Origin of the sequence: Winslowiella arboricola (genome assembly GCF_025527015.1) — a bacterium.
GTDB lineage: Bacteria > Pseudomonadota > Gammaproteobacteria > Enterobacterales > Enterobacteriaceae > Erwinia > Erwinia arboricola.
The window spans coordinates 1-14840 of sequence record NZ_JAODIM010000040.1 but is presented as its reverse complement, the minus strand read 5'-3'; the positions used below and the strand labels follow the sequence as shown (position 1 = coordinate 14840).

Genomic DNA, 14840 nt, shown 5'->3' with positions numbered 1-14840 from the left:
AATGAACATTTACGCTAAATGCCGCGCAATTTTGTTTCTTATTTCCTTGCTGGCACTTACAGGTTGCCCTGGATCCGGAGACAGATTAAAAGCTGACGAAACAACCTCTGCCAGTATGACTGAAAATGGTGTGTGCTTTCAGATCACCAATGCTGAGGATTATCAGCCCTCTTTTATCGCTATCAATCAACGTGGAACTCCGCCTAAGCAACAAACTTTCACGAACAATCCCAATCTGACCATCCAGAATGGCCAGTTGTGTATCCCGCCATCTTTCCATCGCTTCCCGGACAAAGGGCAATTCATCGTCAACTATGTTCTGGCGTCAAAAAAACAGAGCGATTCACCACGTCGCTTTGTTGTCGGTTTTGAGATTTCCGGTAACCATATCCGTGATCTCCCACTGACCGAACAGGAGATTGTCCGGTGATAAAGGGGGCGGTTTGTACGCTTAATAAAGCACGACTGGCAGTCATTTGAGGTTTGAATGGTGGTAGCGGAAAAGTGTCCACCGATTGTCCACGCAGTATGTTTTTCATAGCACTTGATTGCACCAGAGATACACTTAACTAACTGTTTTATATAAAAATACCATATGTATCAATGGTGCTTATTATAAGCGTCTTAACTAAGATACAGCTTACGCTGCATCCAAAAGTTAATAGCAAACAAGGGGTTGACCAGATGGTCAGCCCCTTTTTTTTGGGGTGCTGTCCACGGATTGTCCACAGCGAGTATGGGTTCCATATTAGTCCCGCTCCTTTGCACTGTGCGCAGCGTATAACGACTCTGGAAACCTTTTTGGCTCTCAAACATGCGCTGAAACTGGCATAGCCACCCCTTATCCTGTCAAAAAAAAGAGCGGCAAATATTGCCGCTCTTCAGTGCCCGCATTACCCGTTACGGATTATCCTTGTCCGCTTCCGGCTCAGGCATATTCTTGCCTTCTTCAATAAACTCTTCATCAATCTCATCGATATTGCCCTGGTGGTCGCGCCCGGAAAGCAGATTCCAGCAGGCAATAAACAGTGCGGCAATTAGCGGTCCAATAACAAAGCCATTGATGCCGTAGACCTCCATCCCACCAAGGGTAGAAATCAGGATCAGATAGTCAGGCATTTTGGTATCTTTGCCGACCAGCAGCGGTCGCAGGATATTATCCACCAGACCGACAATCACCACAAAGAACACCACCAGGAAGATACCTTTCCATAGCATGCCTGAGGCAAACAGGTAAATTGCCGCCGGTACCCAGATGATTGCTGACCCTACCGCCGGTATCAGCGATAAGAAGGCCATTAACGCGCCCCATAGCATACTGCCATCGATATCAGTGAAGTAAAACGCCAGTCCACCCAGTAAGCCCTGAACAGCGCCGACCACCACTGTGCCTTTCACCGTTGCGCGGGCAACCGCTGCGAACTTCATCAGCAGATGGTGCTTAACATATTTCGACAGCGGCAGGGCTTCCAGAATCAGATTAACCAGATAAGCGCCATCTTTTAGCAGGAAGAACAGCAGGTAGAGCATCACGCCGAAACCAACCGCAAAGCTAAAGGTACCTTTACTGATCAGGAACACACTGCCAGCTAAATACTGTCCGCCACGCAGGGCGAAATCAGACAGCTTTTGCTGAATCTCCTTCGCATTATTCAGATCATGCTCGGTAAGAAATTGCTGAGCCCAGCCGGGGAGATGTTGCAGGGTGTCGGCTAGAATTGCCGGTAGCTGGGTATTGTGGTTCTGCAGTTTCTGATAAACCACATTAAATTCAATCGCCAGTGATGATGCAATCAGGCTGAGAGGCGTAAAGACAATCAGACATATCACCAGAATGGTAAGCAATGAAGCCAGCCCGTTTCTGTCACCCATTGCGTTGCGCATTTTGGTTTTCAGCGGATGGAAAATAACTGCCAGTATCGTTGCCCACAGCACCGATGAATAGTACGGCTCTAAAACCCCAAAAAAAGCCAGCGTGACTAAGATAAGGATCAATATAAAGAATCCTTTGGCGATGCCTTTAACTCTCATTTTTATCTCTCAGGAATATGCATTTGCCCCGAATCATATTAGGAAATACTGATTAAGCAACGTTAGCGGGCAGAATATAAAAGAGAACGTGTGCTACTCCCTTGTTTAGCATCATTTTTATGCGCCAAAATAATATCGTTTATTTGCTGATTACACGGCTAAACGGCTCTGGAGTGGAGGCTGTTTTTTGAGCTGCTTCACAGATGTATAAGAAAAACTGATTTCTCTGCAACCGATGCCTGCACGTTGCCACTCAGATATATGGTTATTTATTTCCTGTATGGAGTGGTAGTAATTATGCAAAACGGCATCCCTGCTAGCGGTCAGCGACCGATACCTAATTTTTCCCTTCCCACCAATGTGCAGTCAGAACAGACCAGGGGGAATGGCCTGAGTCGTACAAACAGCAGCAACAGCACCAGCAGCACCGGTAGCGTCGAATCTGAGAGCCAGAGAAACATCAGCGAACTGCATAATCTGTTAAGAGACTATTTCCCTGGTGGCGAAGGTATGGAAGAGCTGATGCATGAGCGCGCCACCGGGCTGGATGAAATGGGTTATGACCGCGATAGCGCCAAAGCGGTACTCAGCAAAGGGATGAAACTGGATGATATTACTGCTGCGGCTGAAGGCGCACTCACCACTGTTTCCTTTGCAGCTTCCGGTTTCCCGGCTGAGACACTGTCTAAAGCTGCTAACCTGTTTTTTAACACCACTAAAGGCTCACTGACTTCCGATGTTATTGGTGGAGTGATGGCGGGCGGTTCCGCCATCGTACTGAAAGCTTATTCAGATAAGGTGCTGGCCAATGCGGTGAAGGATGCCAAATGGATGGTCGCTGACCATGACAAACTGGAGCCGGTGATGCAGGAGCTGGTTGATCGCCGCGAGGGACTGGGGCACAGCATGCAGCAGGCACTGCTGGGCGGAACCGGTTTTAACGCCAGAAACCTGGTGACGGGCAGTGCCGCTGTTGGCACGGCAATGGTAGCCGAAAAGGAGCGCCTTGCGGCGAACACCACGTTAGGCACGGCATTAACCCCTGCTGCCGGCGCGCTGAGCAGTGTTGTTGCCAACAGAAACAACTCGCTGCATGGGCCGGAGTTTTTATTAGGTCGCACCGACTGGCGGGAGCGCTTCCAGCAGCTCGACCAGACCAGCATTAGCGGGCAGATGGTTTCGGGCACCAAAGACCGGCTGATTACCGCTGCACAGGATATGTTGACATCGCCGCGCCAGATTGCGAAAGGGCTGATGAATCCATTTTCCGGCAATATGGTGGCGGAAACCATGACGCTGGCGGCGGGTCTCGGTGGGGTTAACGGATTAAAGAATCTGACGCGTGCGCATATGCAAAGTGGCACCGAGAATCTCGCGTCACAACAGGCGGTAGAGCAGGCGGTAAATCTGGTGACATCGGCTGGCGCCTATGCGTTGCAGGGCATTGCCGGAACCCTTGCCGGGCCGGCGCCGACACGCAACGATGAGGCGATTGACCATTTCTTCGATACCCATCCTCAGCTGGATGTCGCTAAGCGGCTGTGGGGTGATAACGGTACAACTAACGCGCCAGCTGAGGAAGCTCCTCCGCGTCCGGGTAACCCGGTGGCGGCGGATCTTGAACGCCAGAGTCTTGAATCAGCAGGTGACAGCGCCAGCATCGTGTCAGGCGAGTCAAACAGTATTCCGCTGCAAACCCTTTCCCGGCCAGGCAATCCGGTGGCGGCACAGCTGGAACGTGAAAGTCAGGAGTCACTGCAAAACAGTACCGCGCCCCCGGTCAGCAGTGAAACGTTACGCCCCCCACGCGCAGGCGGATCGAACTGGCAAACGGCGATGGCGAAGGTGGGATCGCGTGATGAGCTTAATGCGCTGCAAATGCAGCAAAAATTCGCGGCAAGCACAAGTAGCAGGCCTGTAAAAGATAAACCAGATTAACTGCGCGGTTTTACGCAATAAATTCAGCGGCTTGAAAGCTTACTGCGGCCGCTGTAAATGATAGATAGCGGTATTAACCGGGCCACTCTCAAGAATAATTAAACCGTAGCGCAGGTCGATAAACTCTGCGCCGCTGGCAACTGCCACCGCGCGACTTGCCAGATTGGCCTCAGCTGCCAGAATTTCAATAGTGTTAATCTCCGGGCGCTGGAAGGCCAGTGCTGCAAGCTGTTTTACCGCCTGACGGGCAATTCCTTTACGCTGCTGACTGCTGCGCACCCAGTAGCCAATGGCGCACAGGCTGGCTTTGTCCTGCGGATAGCGCAACCCGGCGCCGCCTAACAGCTGGTCATTATCATCGTAAATACCGAACTCATCGGCTTCGCCTTTCTCACGCTGCATATGGGTAAAGGCAAACCACTGACGCGCCTGTTGCTTGTTATAGCCGGCATGTGCCCAGACCATCCAGGGCAATAAACTCTCCAGCGATTCATTGATCGCGGCGGCGAAGACGCCAGCATCCTGCATGGCAAAAGGACGAAGGTGGATATTCATTGGCAACTCCTCACTTGTCTCTGCTGTTTTACAGCATAAAACAATACAACAACGATTAAGAACTTAATGCAGGTTACGGATTTTACGGCGATTTTTGACGCGTGTGAAGCAGAATGCCTGTCGTTATTGTAAAGTTAAGTTTACAGATATTGATTTCGATGGTTTTTATTTATATGTATGATTTATAACAATTATAATGATAAATAATAGCGTTTTTATATTGAGTGGTAAATAAACTGTACACTCATGGATTGCAGGCTTTACGTTCTGTGGTAAAGTAATCGCAACCTCATTGAGGATCATGACGAACGCATAAACGAGTGAGAAAGGATCAGGATCATGCAAAAAGACGCGCTGAATAATGTTCATATCGCTGATGAACAAGTATTAATTACTCCGGAAGAGCTGAAAAAACAGTTTCCGTTAAACGCCCAGCTGGCAGCACAGATTTCCGCCTCACGTCAGACTATCTCTGACATCATTAGCGGTAAAGATCATCGCCTGCTGATCGTTTGCGGTCCCTGCTCGATTCATGATCCTGAAGCTGCGCTGGAATATGCCCGTTCCCTGAAACAGATCTCTGAACAGTTGAAGGATCAGCTGTATATCGTTATGCGCGTCTATTTTGAAAAGCCTCGTACCACTGTCGGTTGGAAAGGGCTGATCAACGATCCTTATATGGATAACTCATTCGATATGGAAGCGGGTCTGCATATTGCGCGCCGCCTGCTGCTGGATCTGGTGGAGATGGGGCTGCCGCTGGCCACAGAAGCACTGGATCCCAATAGTCCGCAATACCTTGGCGATCTGTTTAGCTGGTCGGCGATTGGTGCGCGTACTACCGAATCACAGACACACCGCGAAATGGCGTCTGGCCTGTCGATGCCGGTAGGCTTTAAAAACGGCACAGACGGCAGTCTTGGCACCGCGATCAATGCGATGCGCGCTGCAGCGATGCCACACCGCTTTGTCGGTATTAACCAGGCCGGTCAGGTTTGTCTGCTGCAAACCCAGGGTAACCCTGATGGTCATGTTATTTTGCGCGGTGGTAAAGCGCCGAACTACGGCCCGCAGGACGTGGCGCAGTGTGAAAAAGAGATGCTTCAGGCGGGACTCCGTCCATCCTTGATGATAGATTGCAGTCATGGCAATTCAAACAAAGACTATCGTCGTCAGCCCGCAGTGGCTGAGTCTGCAATCGCGCAGATTAAAGACGGCAACCGCTCGATTATCGGCCTGATGCTGGAAAGCAATATTAATGAAGGCAATCAGTCTTCTGAACAGCCACGCAGTTCTATGCGCCACGGCGTTTCCGTCACTGATGCCTGCATCAACTGGGAAACTACCGATACGTTGCTGCGTGAGATTCATCAGGGCCTGAGCGGAGTGCTGACGGCGCGTCTGTCACAAGAGGTTTAATTTATGGTGGCTGAACTGACCGCGCTACGCGATCAAATCGATGAAGTTGATAAAGCGCTGCTCGATCTGCTGGCCAAACGACTGGAGCTGGTTGCTGAAGTTGGCGAAGTGAAAAGTCGTTATGGATTACCGATTTATGTCCCGGAACGCGAAGCTTCAATGCTGGCTTCGCGGCGCAAAGAGGCGGAAGCGCTGGGCGTGCCGCCTGATTTGATTGAGGATGTGTTGCGCCGTGTAATGCGTGAATCCTACTCCAGCGAAAATGATAAAGGCTTCAAAACCCTTTGCCCGGAACTGCGTCCGGTCGTGATTGTCGGCGGTAAAGGGCAGATGGGCCGACTGTTTGAAAAGATGCTGACCCTGTCAGGCTATCAGGTGAAAATACTTGATAAAGACGACTGGGATCAGGCGGAAAGCATGCTGAGTAATGCCGGTATGGTGATTATCAGCGTGCCGATCCATCTGACGGAGCAGGTGATTGCCGGACTGCCGAAATTGCCGGATGACTGTATTCTGGTTGATCTGGCATCGATAAAAAATCGTCCGTTACAGGCGATGCTGGCGGCGCACAGCGGCCCGGTACTGGGTCTGCACCCGATGTTTGGCCCGGACAGCGGCAGCCTGGCGAAACAGGTGGTGGTGTGGTGTGATGGTCGTCAGCCTGAGGCTTATCAGTGGCTGCTGGAGCAGATCCAGGTATGGGGCGCGCGCCTGCACCGTATCAGCGCGGTGGAACACGACCAGAATATGGCATTTATTCAGGCGCTGCGCCACTTCGCCACTTTTGCTTATGGTTTGCATCTGGCGGAAGAGAACGTGCAGCTGGAGCAGCTGCTGGCGCTCTCTTCACCGATTTACCGGCTGGAGCTGGCGATGGTTGGGCGTCTGTTTGCCCAGGATCCACAGCTGTACGCAGATATTATTATGTCTTCCGGCCGCAATCTCGAGCTGATCAAGCGCTATCATCAGCGTTTTGGCGAGGCGATTAAACTGCTGGAGCAGGGCGATAAGCAGGCGTTTATCGACAGTTTCCGCCGGGTCGAACACTGGTTTGGCGATCATGCCAAACGCTTCCAGGAAGAGAGCCGCACGCTGTTGCGTCAGGCCAATGACAGTCGCTTGTAAGTCAACGCGCAAAATAAAAAACCGGGAACTTCCCGGTTTTTTTATGCGTTGATTGTCGTCGATTCAGCGAATTATTGAGGATCGACCGGCACCACATTTTCACTCGGGTAGCAGCCGAGCACTTTCAGTGAGCGGGTAATCGCCGTCAGTTCACGCAGCGCCTGCTGCATCTCGGCGGAACGCAGGTTGCCCTGTACATCGATATAAAACATCTCTTCCCACGGATTGCCATTAATCGGACGTGATTCGAGTTTGCTCATAATCAGGTCGTGCTGGCGCAGCACCAGCAGCGCTTCGACCAGTGCGCCGGACTGCTGTCCTGTAGCCATAATCAGCGTGGTTTTGGCCGGAACCTGTTGTGATACTTCGACCGGTTTACGCGCCAGAATAATAAAGCGAGTAATGTTCTGCTGCTGATTTGCCAGATCGCGCTCCAGCACCTGCAAATTATAGAGTTCGCCACCGGCTTCACTGCCCAGCGCGGCCGCTTTCGGTGAATTCAGGGCGGCGACTTTTTCCATCGCTGCGGCGGTGCTTTCGGTGTACTCAATCTTCCAGTGCGGGAAGCGGTTAATAAACTGGCTGCACTGCTGGAAAGGTTGCGGATGGCTGTAAACCGTTTCAATCTGCTGGAGATCGGTGCTGTCCGCCACCAGTACGCAGTGGTTAATTGGCACCGTCATTTCACCCACCAGTGACAGGCTGGTCTGTTGCAGCAGGTCATAAACATCGTTGATCGAGCCGGAGCTGGTGTTTTCAATCGGTAATACTGCGTAATCGGCCTGACCGGTTTCCACCTGATTGATAATGTCATGGAATTTCAGGCAGCCACTTTCAATAAAATGCTCAAAGTGGCGCGCGGCATAGCGGCGGGCAGCAAGGTGTGAATAAGAGCCTTTCGGGCCGAGAAAGGCAATCCGCGCTGAATGGGAATCCGGCTGGTTGAGGTGTTTCTGCAACAGCGCCTGCTGGGTCAGTACTGAATCTTCAATAATTTGCTGGAACAGGCGGGTGATGTAGTGAGCATCCAACTGGTGGCGCTTGCCCACGGTGATCAGATGTTCCAGTAGATCACGCTCGCGATCGATATCGCGAATCGGGCGCTGGGTCGCCATCTTGGCTTTCGCCACTTCAATCGCCAGCCCGCGCCGCTCGGCAAGCAACGCTAATAATTTTTCATCAACGGCGCTGATTTTATCGCGCAGGGCTAACAGAGGGTTTTCGGTGTTCATTATCGCTACCTGTCAGATGTCCAAAAAAAAAGCCTCCCGTTTGGGAGGCTTTGTTGTTCGTCTTCGCATTCATTCTTACACGACGAATTGCCTCCCAATCAGGGGAAGGTAAAAAAGAATGCGAAGAAGAACAATTGCGGTTTCATGGTGGATTCCATTATCAGTGAGCGTTTACAGTAACCGTTGCAATTTATCACTGTCAATAAAAAACGCGCCCGCGGGCGCGTTGATGCTGTTTACCTTGTTACTCTTCATCGACCACGCTGAGGTCTTTGACACTGGCTTCAGCGCGGCGCGCTTCGCCTTTATGCTGAACTTTATTCAGCTGACGCTCCAGTTTATTAATCAAGTCGTTGATTGCTGCGTACATGTCTTCTTTCTTCGCGCTGGCAATCAGCTGGCCATTTGGCGTGTTAATCGTCGCGTCAGCGACAAATTCCTTCGGCTCTTTCGACAACACAATATGCGGATTTATCAGATGGGTTTGCCACTTTTCAAGCTTCGCGAGACGGTCTTCGACATGCTGGCGGATGGCCGGTGTGATTTCCATTTGCTTGCTGGTAATGTTCAGAACCATAGTACTTACCTCTCTGTCATTTCCGTCTTGGTGAACCCAGCATAGCGCGAAAAAGGCCTCAATGCGTGATTGAGATCACGAAAATTTGTCACTTTTTGTCAATCAGGAGAAATCTGTGAAATGGGCCAGTAATTACGCGAGAAGGGCTTGCGGGGTGGCTTGTTAGCGGGCATTATTGATGAGTTAACCCGGCCGGGTAATCTGAAATCAGTTGTTTTTTCGGCCAAAAAAATGGCAGCCAGATGGCTGCCATTTTTGTTTCTTTCTCTTACGCCTGATTAGTGGCGATAATTTTCGCCACCTTCTCTGCCTGAGCATTAAGCTGCAGCTGGCGATAAGCATTTTCCATCAACGGCAGGGCCGTTCTGGTGGCCTGCGTATCCGGATAATCCTTCATCATCTGTTCTACGCGATTAACCACAGCGACATAAGCACCACGCTTAGTATAGAATTGCGCCACGGAAAGCTCATATTTGGCCAGACGATCTTTCAGATACACCAGACGTTTGCGTGAATCAGCGGCATACTGGCTATTCGGATAGCCGCGCAGCAACTGTGAGAAGTCACGGAAAGCATCGCGTGCATGCTCAGGATCGCGGTCTGATCGATCAACACCAAAGAAGCCCTGTAGTGCTGAATCATCCAGAGCCATATCCGTCAGACCTTTCATATAGACGACATAGTCGATGTTTGGATGGGTTGGATTCAGGCGCATAAAGCGATCGATTGCGGCCTGCGCCAGCGGTAAATCGGCATTTTTATAGTAAGCGTAGATCAGATCTAGCTGAACTTGCTGGGAGTAAGGGCCGAACGGGTAGCGGTTATCGAGCGCTTCCAGTTGCGTTATTGCTCCTTTAAAGTTACCGTCCTGCAGTTTTTGCTGGGCCGTAGCGTAAAGCTCAGATGGTGGGCTGTCAGGAACCACATCCTTGGAGCTGGAACAACCAACCAGTGCCAGGCTCAACGTGGCTGCAGCCACCAGATATTTCATACGCGTCATGACGATTTGATTATCCTCAAGTGTTATTGCGGAAGCTGTCCGTTAAGCTCCCTTTAGTGACCAGGTACGATAGCACATTATATTAAACGGCATCGCCGTGAAAACCCAACGTTAACGAAGAAGCTGTTTATGGCACAACTAGTACAACTCACCGCAACGGTGTCCGAATCACAACTCGGACAACGCTTAGATCAGGCTTTAGCGGAAATGTTCCCTGATTATTCACGTTCTCGCATAAAAGAGTGGATCCTTGACCGTCGCGTGACGGTTAACGGCAACGTGATCGACAAGCCAAAAGAAAAAGTGCTGGGTGGCGAGAAGGTCGCTATCGATGCCGAAATTGAAGAAGAAGCGCGCTGGGAAGCCCAGGATATCGCGCTGAATATCGTCTATGAAGATGACCATATTCTGGTGATCAATAAACCGCGCGACCTGGTGGTCCACCCTGGCGCGGGTAATCCTGACGGCACCGTACTTAATGCTCTGCTGCATTACTATCCGGCAATTATGGATGTGCCGCGTGCAGGCATCGTGCATCGTCTGGATAAAGATACTACCGGATTGATGGTAGTGGCGAAAAGTGTTCCGGCGCAAACTCATCTGGTGGAATCACTGCAGTTACGTGAAATCACCCGTGAGTATGAGGCGGTAGCTATCGGTAATATGACTGCTGGCGGTTCAGTTAATGAGCCAATTAGTCGCCACTCCACCAAACGCACTCATATGGCGGTGCATCCGATGGGTAAACCGGCGACTACGCACTATCGCATTATGGAGCATTTCCGTGCCCATACGCGTCTGCGTCTGCGTCTGGAAACCGGTCGTACTCACCAGATCCGTGTGCATATGGCGCACATTAACCATCCGCTGGTGGGTGATCAGCTGTACGGCGGCCGTCCGCGTCCACCGAAAGGCGCTTCTGATTCCTTTATCAGCACTTTGCGTGGTTTTGATCGTCAGGCACTGCACGCTACGATGTTGCGTCTTTACCATCCGATTACCGGTATCGAAATGGAATGGCATGCGCCATTACCACAGGATATGGTCGATTTGATTGATGCGCTGAAAGCTGATACCGAAGAATTTAAAGATCAGATGGACTGGTAATGAGTGAACTGATTATTCCCGACTGGCCGGCGCCGGCCAATGTTCGTGCCTGCTCCACCACGCGTGCCGGAGGCGTCAGTCTCGCCCCCTGGGATGCGCTGAATCTGGGTACGCATGTAGGGGATGATCAGGCGACAGTGCAGGCCAACCGCGAACGTTTAATCACGCTGGCGGATCTCCCCGCGATGCCGGTATGGCTGGAACAGGTGCATGGCACGGATGTTTTGCGCCTTAACGGTGCTGCGCCGGATGACTTGCGCGCTGATGCCGCCTGGACCGACAGGGCTGGTGTGGTCTGCGTCGCAATGACTGCCGACTGCTTACCGGTACTGTTCTGTTCGCAGGACGGTAAGCAAGTGGCTGCCGCCCATGCCGGATGGCGCGGACTGCATGCCGGCGTATTAGAAGCAACTCTGGCCAGTTTCTCCTGTCCCGCGGGCGAAATCCACGCCTGGCTGGGACCGGCGATTGGGCCGGCGGCATTTGAAGTGGGCTGTGAGGTGTTTGACGCCTTCGTTGCCGATAATCCCCAGGCCGCTGCGGCATTTAAACCGGTTGGCGCAAAATATTTTGCCGATATCTGGTTGCTGGCGCGTCTGCGACTGGAAGCACAAGGTGTGCTTTCTATCAGCGGTGGCGGGCTTTGCACCGTGACGCAAGCGGAGCAATTTTTCTCCTTCCGACGCGATGGCGTCACCGGCCGCCTGGCAAGTTTGATCTGGCTGATATAACCTTGACCGTCAAGACGATCCAGTTAGCGTGTTTTTTCGCCATAAATTCAGGTCAATAACCTTGAATAATTTGAGGGATGACCTCATCTAATCTCCAGTAGCATTTTGACCTGTATGGGAGGAATTATGCGTCTGGATCGTCTTACTAATAAATTCCAGCTGGCACTCGCCGACGCTCAGTCACTCGCACTGGGGCGTGACAACCAATTTATCGAGCCTTTGCATCTGATGAGCGCTCTGCTTAATCAGGAAGGGGGATCGGTGCGTCCGTTACTCACCACTGCCGGCGTTGATGTCGCCGCATTGCGCACCGGTATTGAGCAGGCGGTCAGCCGCTTGCCGCAGGTGGAAGGAACCGGTGGTGATGTGCAGCCTTCAGCCGACCTGGTTCGGGTACTCAATCTTTGTGACAAGCTGGCGCAAAAGCGCGGCGACAACTTTATATCATCTGAATTATTTGTTCTGGCCGCACTCGACTCGCGCGGCTCGGTAGCGGATTTACTGAAATCTGCTGGCGCAACCAGCGATAAGCTGACAAAAGCGATTGAACAAATGCGTGGAGGAGACAGCGTGAACGATCAGGGGGCTGAAGATCAGCGCCAGGCTTTGAAAAAATACACTATCGATCTGACCGAGCGTGCGGAGCAGGGCAAGCTCGACCCGGTTATCGGCCGTGATGAAGAGATTCGCCGCACCATTCAGGTGCTGCAACGCCGTACCAAAAACAACCCGGTGCTGATTGGTGAGCCGGGCGTTGGTAAAACCGCGATTGTTGAAGGACTGGCGCAGCGCATTATCAATGGTGAAGTGCCGGAAGGTCTGAAAGGACGCCGCGTACTGTCACTGGATATGGGTTCGCTGGTGGCGGGCGCCAAATACCGTGGTGAGTTTGAAGAGCGCCTGAAAGGGGTGTTAAGCGATCTGTCAAAACAGGAAGGCAATGTCATTCTGTTTATTGATGAGTTGCACACCATGGTTGGCGCCGGTAAAGCCGATGGCGCGATGGATGCCGGCAATATGCTGAAACCGGCGCTGGCGCGCGGTGAGCTGCACTGTGTTGGCGCCACCACGCTGGATGAATATCGCCAGTACATCGAAAAAGATGCCGCGCTGGAACGTCGTTTCCAGAAAGTGTTCGTCGCCGAGCCGAGCGTTGAAGATACCATCGCGATTCTGCGCGGGCTGAAAGAGCGCTATGAGCTGCACCACCATGTGCAGATCACTGACCCGGCGATTGTGGCGGCGGCGACCCTGTCGCACCGTTATATTGCTGACCGTCAGCTGCCGGACAAAGCTATCGACCTGATTGATGAAGCGGCATCGAGCATTCGTATGCAGATCGACTCGAAGCCGGAGTCTCTCGACCGTCTGGAGCGCCGCATTATTCAGCTTAAGCTGGAGCAGCAGGCGCTGAAGAAAGAGTCGGATGATGCAAGTATCAAACGCTTAGAGACGCTGGAAGATGAGCTGGGTCAGAAAGAGCGCGAATACTCCGAACTGGAAGAGGAGTGGAAAGCCGAGAAGGCTTCTCTTTCCGGTACGCAGACGATTAAAGCTGAACTGGAGCAGGCCAAGCTGTCGATGGAGCAGGCGCGGCGTGTGGGCGATTTGGCTAAAATGTCCGAGCTGCAGTACGGCCAGATCCCGGAACTGGAAAAACAGCTGGCATCCGCCACGCAGTCAGAAGGCAAGACCATGCGCCTGTTACGTAATCGCGTAACCGACGTTGAGATTGCCGATGTGCTGGCGCGCTGGACCGGCATTCCGGTGGCGCGCATGATGGAAGGTGAACGCGAGAAGCTGCTGCGCATGGAGCATGATCTTCATCATCGGGTGATTGGCCAGGATGAAGCCGTAGAAGCAGTATCGAATGCTATCCGTCGTAGCCGCGCCGGATTAGCGGACCCGAATCGTCCAATTGGTTCATTCCTGTTCCTTGGACCTACCGGTGTCGGTAAAACCGAGTTATGTAAGGCGCTGGCCAATTTCCTGTTCGACAGCGACGATGCGATGGTGCGTATCGATATGTCGGAGTTTATGGAAAAACACTCAGTGTCACGACTGGTCGGTGCGCCTCCGGGATATGTCGGTTATGAAGAGGGTGGTTACCTGACGGAAGCGGTTCGTCGTCGTCCTTATTCTGTCATCCTGCTCGATGAAGTTGAGAAAGCGCATCCCGATGTGTTCAACATTCTGTTGCAGGTGCTGGATGATGGTCGGCTGACCGACGGGCAGGGCAGAACCGTCGACTTCCGTAATAGCGTAGTGATTATGACCTCGAACCTGGGTTCAGATCTGATTCAGGAGCATTTTGGCGAACTGGATTACGCGAAGATGAAGGAGCTGGTGATGTCGGTAGTAGGTCATCACTTCCGTCCTGAGTTTATTAACCGTATTGACGAGCTGGTGGTGTTCCATCCGTTGGGTGAGAAACATATCGCGTCAATTGCCAAAATTCAGTTACAGCGTCTGTATCACCGTCTGGAGGAGCGTGGCTTTACCTTGCAAATCTCCGACGATGCGCTGTTACTGTTAGGTGAAAACGGTTATGACCCGGTATATGGTGCGCGGCCATTAAAACGTGCCATCCAGCAGCAAATTGAGAACCCGCTGGCGCAGCAGATCCTCTCTGGTGCACTGGTTGCGGGTAAAACCATCGAGATGGTGGTAAAAGACGGGCAGATTGTTGCCCGGCAATAAACCGCTGTTATTAAGAAAAACGGGCCGCAAGGCCCGTTTTTGTATATTTATCCCTCAATGTCTGGCGATTTAGATGCTGTTTGGGTGAAAAGTGAGCGCTTGAGCAATTTATTCAATTTAAACCTTGTCACCCGCCAGAAATTCCCTATACTGCGCCTCCACTGACACGGAACAACGGCTTACACAGCGCGGTGTCAGGAGGTTCGGTAACACGAACCGCCGGAAGAAACCTTCAAAAAAAGGTTGACTCTGAAGGAGGAAAGCGTAATATACGCCACCTCGCAACAGCAAGTTAAACCGCTGATTGCACTGCTCTTTAACAATTTATCAGACAATCTGTGTGGGCACTCGCAGGGTTGATATCGCAAACCATCTCCGGATGGAAAAAATTTGAAATATCAAGTCTCAAGAGTGACTACTATATT

The 14840-nt window shown here is 51.8% G+C and carries 13 protein-coding genes and 1 other annotated feature; of the genes, 7 read left to right on the top strand and 6 right to left on the bottom strand.

From position 1 onward, the window contains the following. The first annotated feature begins 1 nt into the window (after window position 1). On the top strand, window positions 2–430 hold the full coding sequence (locus N5923_RS09870; RefSeq protein ID WP_267142466.1) for a putative T6SS immunity periplasmic lipoprotein: 429 nt from the start codon (window positions 2–4) through the stop codon (window positions 428–430). Between the two features lie 470 nt (window positions 431–900). Here N5923_RS09870 and N5923_RS09865 read toward each other — a convergent pair whose 3' ends face one another. Beyond that, a complete protein-coding gene (locus N5923_RS09865; protein ID WP_267142467.1) occupies window positions 901–2031 on the bottom strand; it encodes an AI-2E family transporter in 1131 nt (376 codons plus the stop codon). 297 nt (window positions 2032–2328) lie between these two features. On the opposite strand from N5923_RS09865, the gene N5923_RS09860 reads away from it, so the two are divergent. After that, on the top strand, window positions 2329–3969 hold the full coding sequence (locus N5923_RS09860) for a hypothetical protein (protein WP_267142468.1): 1641 nt from the start codon (window positions 2329–2331) through the stop codon (window positions 3967–3969). A 39-nt stretch (window positions 3970–4008) separates the two neighbouring features. On the opposite strand, the gene N5923_RS09855 is transcribed toward N5923_RS09860, so the two are convergent. After that, complete coding sequence (locus tag N5923_RS09855) at window positions 4009–4524, bottom strand: GNAT family N-acetyltransferase (RefSeq protein ID WP_267142469.1); 516 nt, start codon at window positions 4522–4524, stop codon at window positions 4009–4011. 339 nt (window positions 4525–4863) lie between these two features. On the opposite strand from N5923_RS09855, the gene N5923_RS09850 reads away from it, so the two are divergent. Next, window positions 4864–5943, top strand: coding sequence for a 3-deoxy-7-phosphoheptulonate synthase (locus tag N5923_RS09850; protein WP_267142470.1), 1080 nt, complete (start codon window positions 4864–4866; stop codon window positions 5941–5943). Window positions 5944–5946: 3 nt separating this feature from the next. Further along, complete coding sequence (gene tyrA, locus N5923_RS09845; RefSeq protein WP_267142471.1) at window positions 5947–7068, top strand: bifunctional chorismate mutase/prephenate dehydrogenase; 1122 nt, start codon at window positions 5947–5949, stop codon at window positions 7066–7068. A gap of 71 nt (window positions 7069–7139) precedes the next feature. Here tyrA and pheA read toward each other — a convergent pair whose 3' ends face one another. The 4 genes from pheA to bamD all read right to left on the bottom strand — a co-directional run bounded on the left by pheA (window position 7140) and on the right by bamD (window position 9877). Continuing rightward, complete coding sequence (gene pheA / locus N5923_RS09840) at window positions 7140–8300, bottom strand: bifunctional chorismate mutase/prephenate dehydratase (protein ID WP_267142472.1); 1161 nt, start codon at window positions 8298–8300, stop codon at window positions 7140–7142. A gap of 22 nt (window positions 8301–8322) precedes the next feature. Continuing rightward, window positions 8323–8447: a sequence feature (Phe leader region), on the bottom strand. Then, window positions 8399–8446, bottom strand: a complete 48-nt coding sequence (gene pheL, locus N5923_RS09835) for a pheA operon leader peptide PheL (protein ID WP_267142479.1) — start codon at window positions 8444–8446, stop codon at window positions 8399–8401. It overlaps the preceding feature by 48 nt. Window positions 8448–8544: 97 nt before the next feature. After that, window positions 8545–8877, bottom strand: coding sequence for a ribosome-associated translation inhibitor RaiA (raiA, locus tag N5923_RS09830; protein WP_017803680.1), 333 nt, complete (start codon window positions 8875–8877; stop codon window positions 8545–8547). A 268-nt stretch (window positions 8878–9145) separates the two neighbouring features. Next, entirely contained in the window at window positions 9146–9877 is a 732-nt protein-coding gene (bamD, locus tag N5923_RS09825) for an outer membrane protein assembly factor BamD (protein ID WP_267142473.1), read from the bottom strand. Window positions 9878–10006: 129 nt separating this feature from the next. Here bamD and rluD point away from each other — a divergent pair, with 129 nt between their 5' ends. The 3 genes from rluD (at window position 10007) to clpB (ending at window position 14415) form a co-directional block, all read left to right on the top strand. Beyond that, window positions 10007–10984: a 23S rRNA pseudouridine(1911/1915/1917) synthase RluD gene (rluD, locus tag N5923_RS09820; RefSeq protein ID WP_267142474.1), complete on the top strand. Its 978-nt coding sequence runs from the start codon at window positions 10007–10009 to the stop codon at window positions 10982–10984. Beyond that, window positions 10984–11715 carry a purine nucleoside phosphorylase YfiH gene (gene yfiH / locus N5923_RS09815; RefSeq protein WP_267142475.1) on the top strand — a complete coding sequence of 244 codons (732 nt, stop codon included), beginning with the start codon at window positions 10984–10986 and terminating at the stop codon, window positions 11713–11715. The genes rluD and yfiH overlap by 1 nt, the downstream gene beginning before the upstream one ends. 114 nt (window positions 11716–11829) lie before the next feature. Further along, window positions 11830–14415, top strand: coding sequence for an ATP-dependent chaperone ClpB (gene clpB / locus N5923_RS09810; RefSeq protein ID WP_267142476.1), 2586 nt, complete (start codon window positions 11830–11832; stop codon window positions 14413–14415). The last annotated feature ends 425 nt before the right edge of the window (window positions 14416–14840 follow it).

Bases quoted from the DNA above. Each gene is read 5' to 3' on its own strand.
- N5923_RS09870 (WP_267142466.1), top strand. From the start codon at position 2: ATGAACATTTACGCTAAATGCCGCGCAATTTTGTTTCTTATTTCCTTG.
- N5923_RS09865 (WP_267142467.1), bottom strand. From the start codon at position 2,031: ATGAGAGTTAAAGGCATCGCCAAAGGATTCTTTATATTGATCCTTATC.
- N5923_RS09860 (WP_267142468.1), top strand. From the start codon at position 2,329: ATGCAAAACGGCATCCCTGCTAGCGGTCAGCGACCGATACCTAATTTT.
- N5923_RS09855 (WP_267142469.1), bottom strand. From the start codon at position 4,524: ATGAATATCCACCTTCGTCCTTTTGCCATGCAGGATGCTGGCGTCTTC.
- N5923_RS09850 (WP_267142470.1), top strand. From the start codon at position 4,864: ATGCAAAAAGACGCGCTGAATAATGTTCATATCGCTGATGAACAAGTA.
- tyrA (WP_267142471.1), top strand. From the start codon at position 5,947: ATGGTGGCTGAACTGACCGCGCTACGCGATCAAATCGATGAAGTTGAT.
- pheA (WP_267142472.1), bottom strand. From the start codon at position 8,300: ATGAACACCGAAAACCCTCTGTTAGCCCTGCGCGATAAAATCAGCGCC.
- raiA (WP_017803680.1), bottom strand. From the start codon at position 8,877: ATGGTTCTGAACATTACCAGCAAGCAAATGGAAATCACACCGGCCATC.
- bamD (WP_267142473.1), bottom strand. From the start codon at position 9,877: ATGACGCGTATGAAATATCTGGTGGCTGCAGCCACGTTGAGCCTGGCA.
- rluD (WP_267142474.1), top strand. From the start codon at position 10,007: ATGGCACAACTAGTACAACTCACCGCAACGGTGTCCGAATCACAACTC.
- yfiH (WP_267142475.1), top strand. From the start codon at position 10,984: ATGAGTGAACTGATTATTCCCGACTGGCCGGCGCCGGCCAATGTTCGT.
- clpB (WP_267142476.1), top strand. From the start codon at position 11,830: ATGGGAGGAATTATGCGTCTGGATCGTCTTACTAATAAATTCCAGCTG.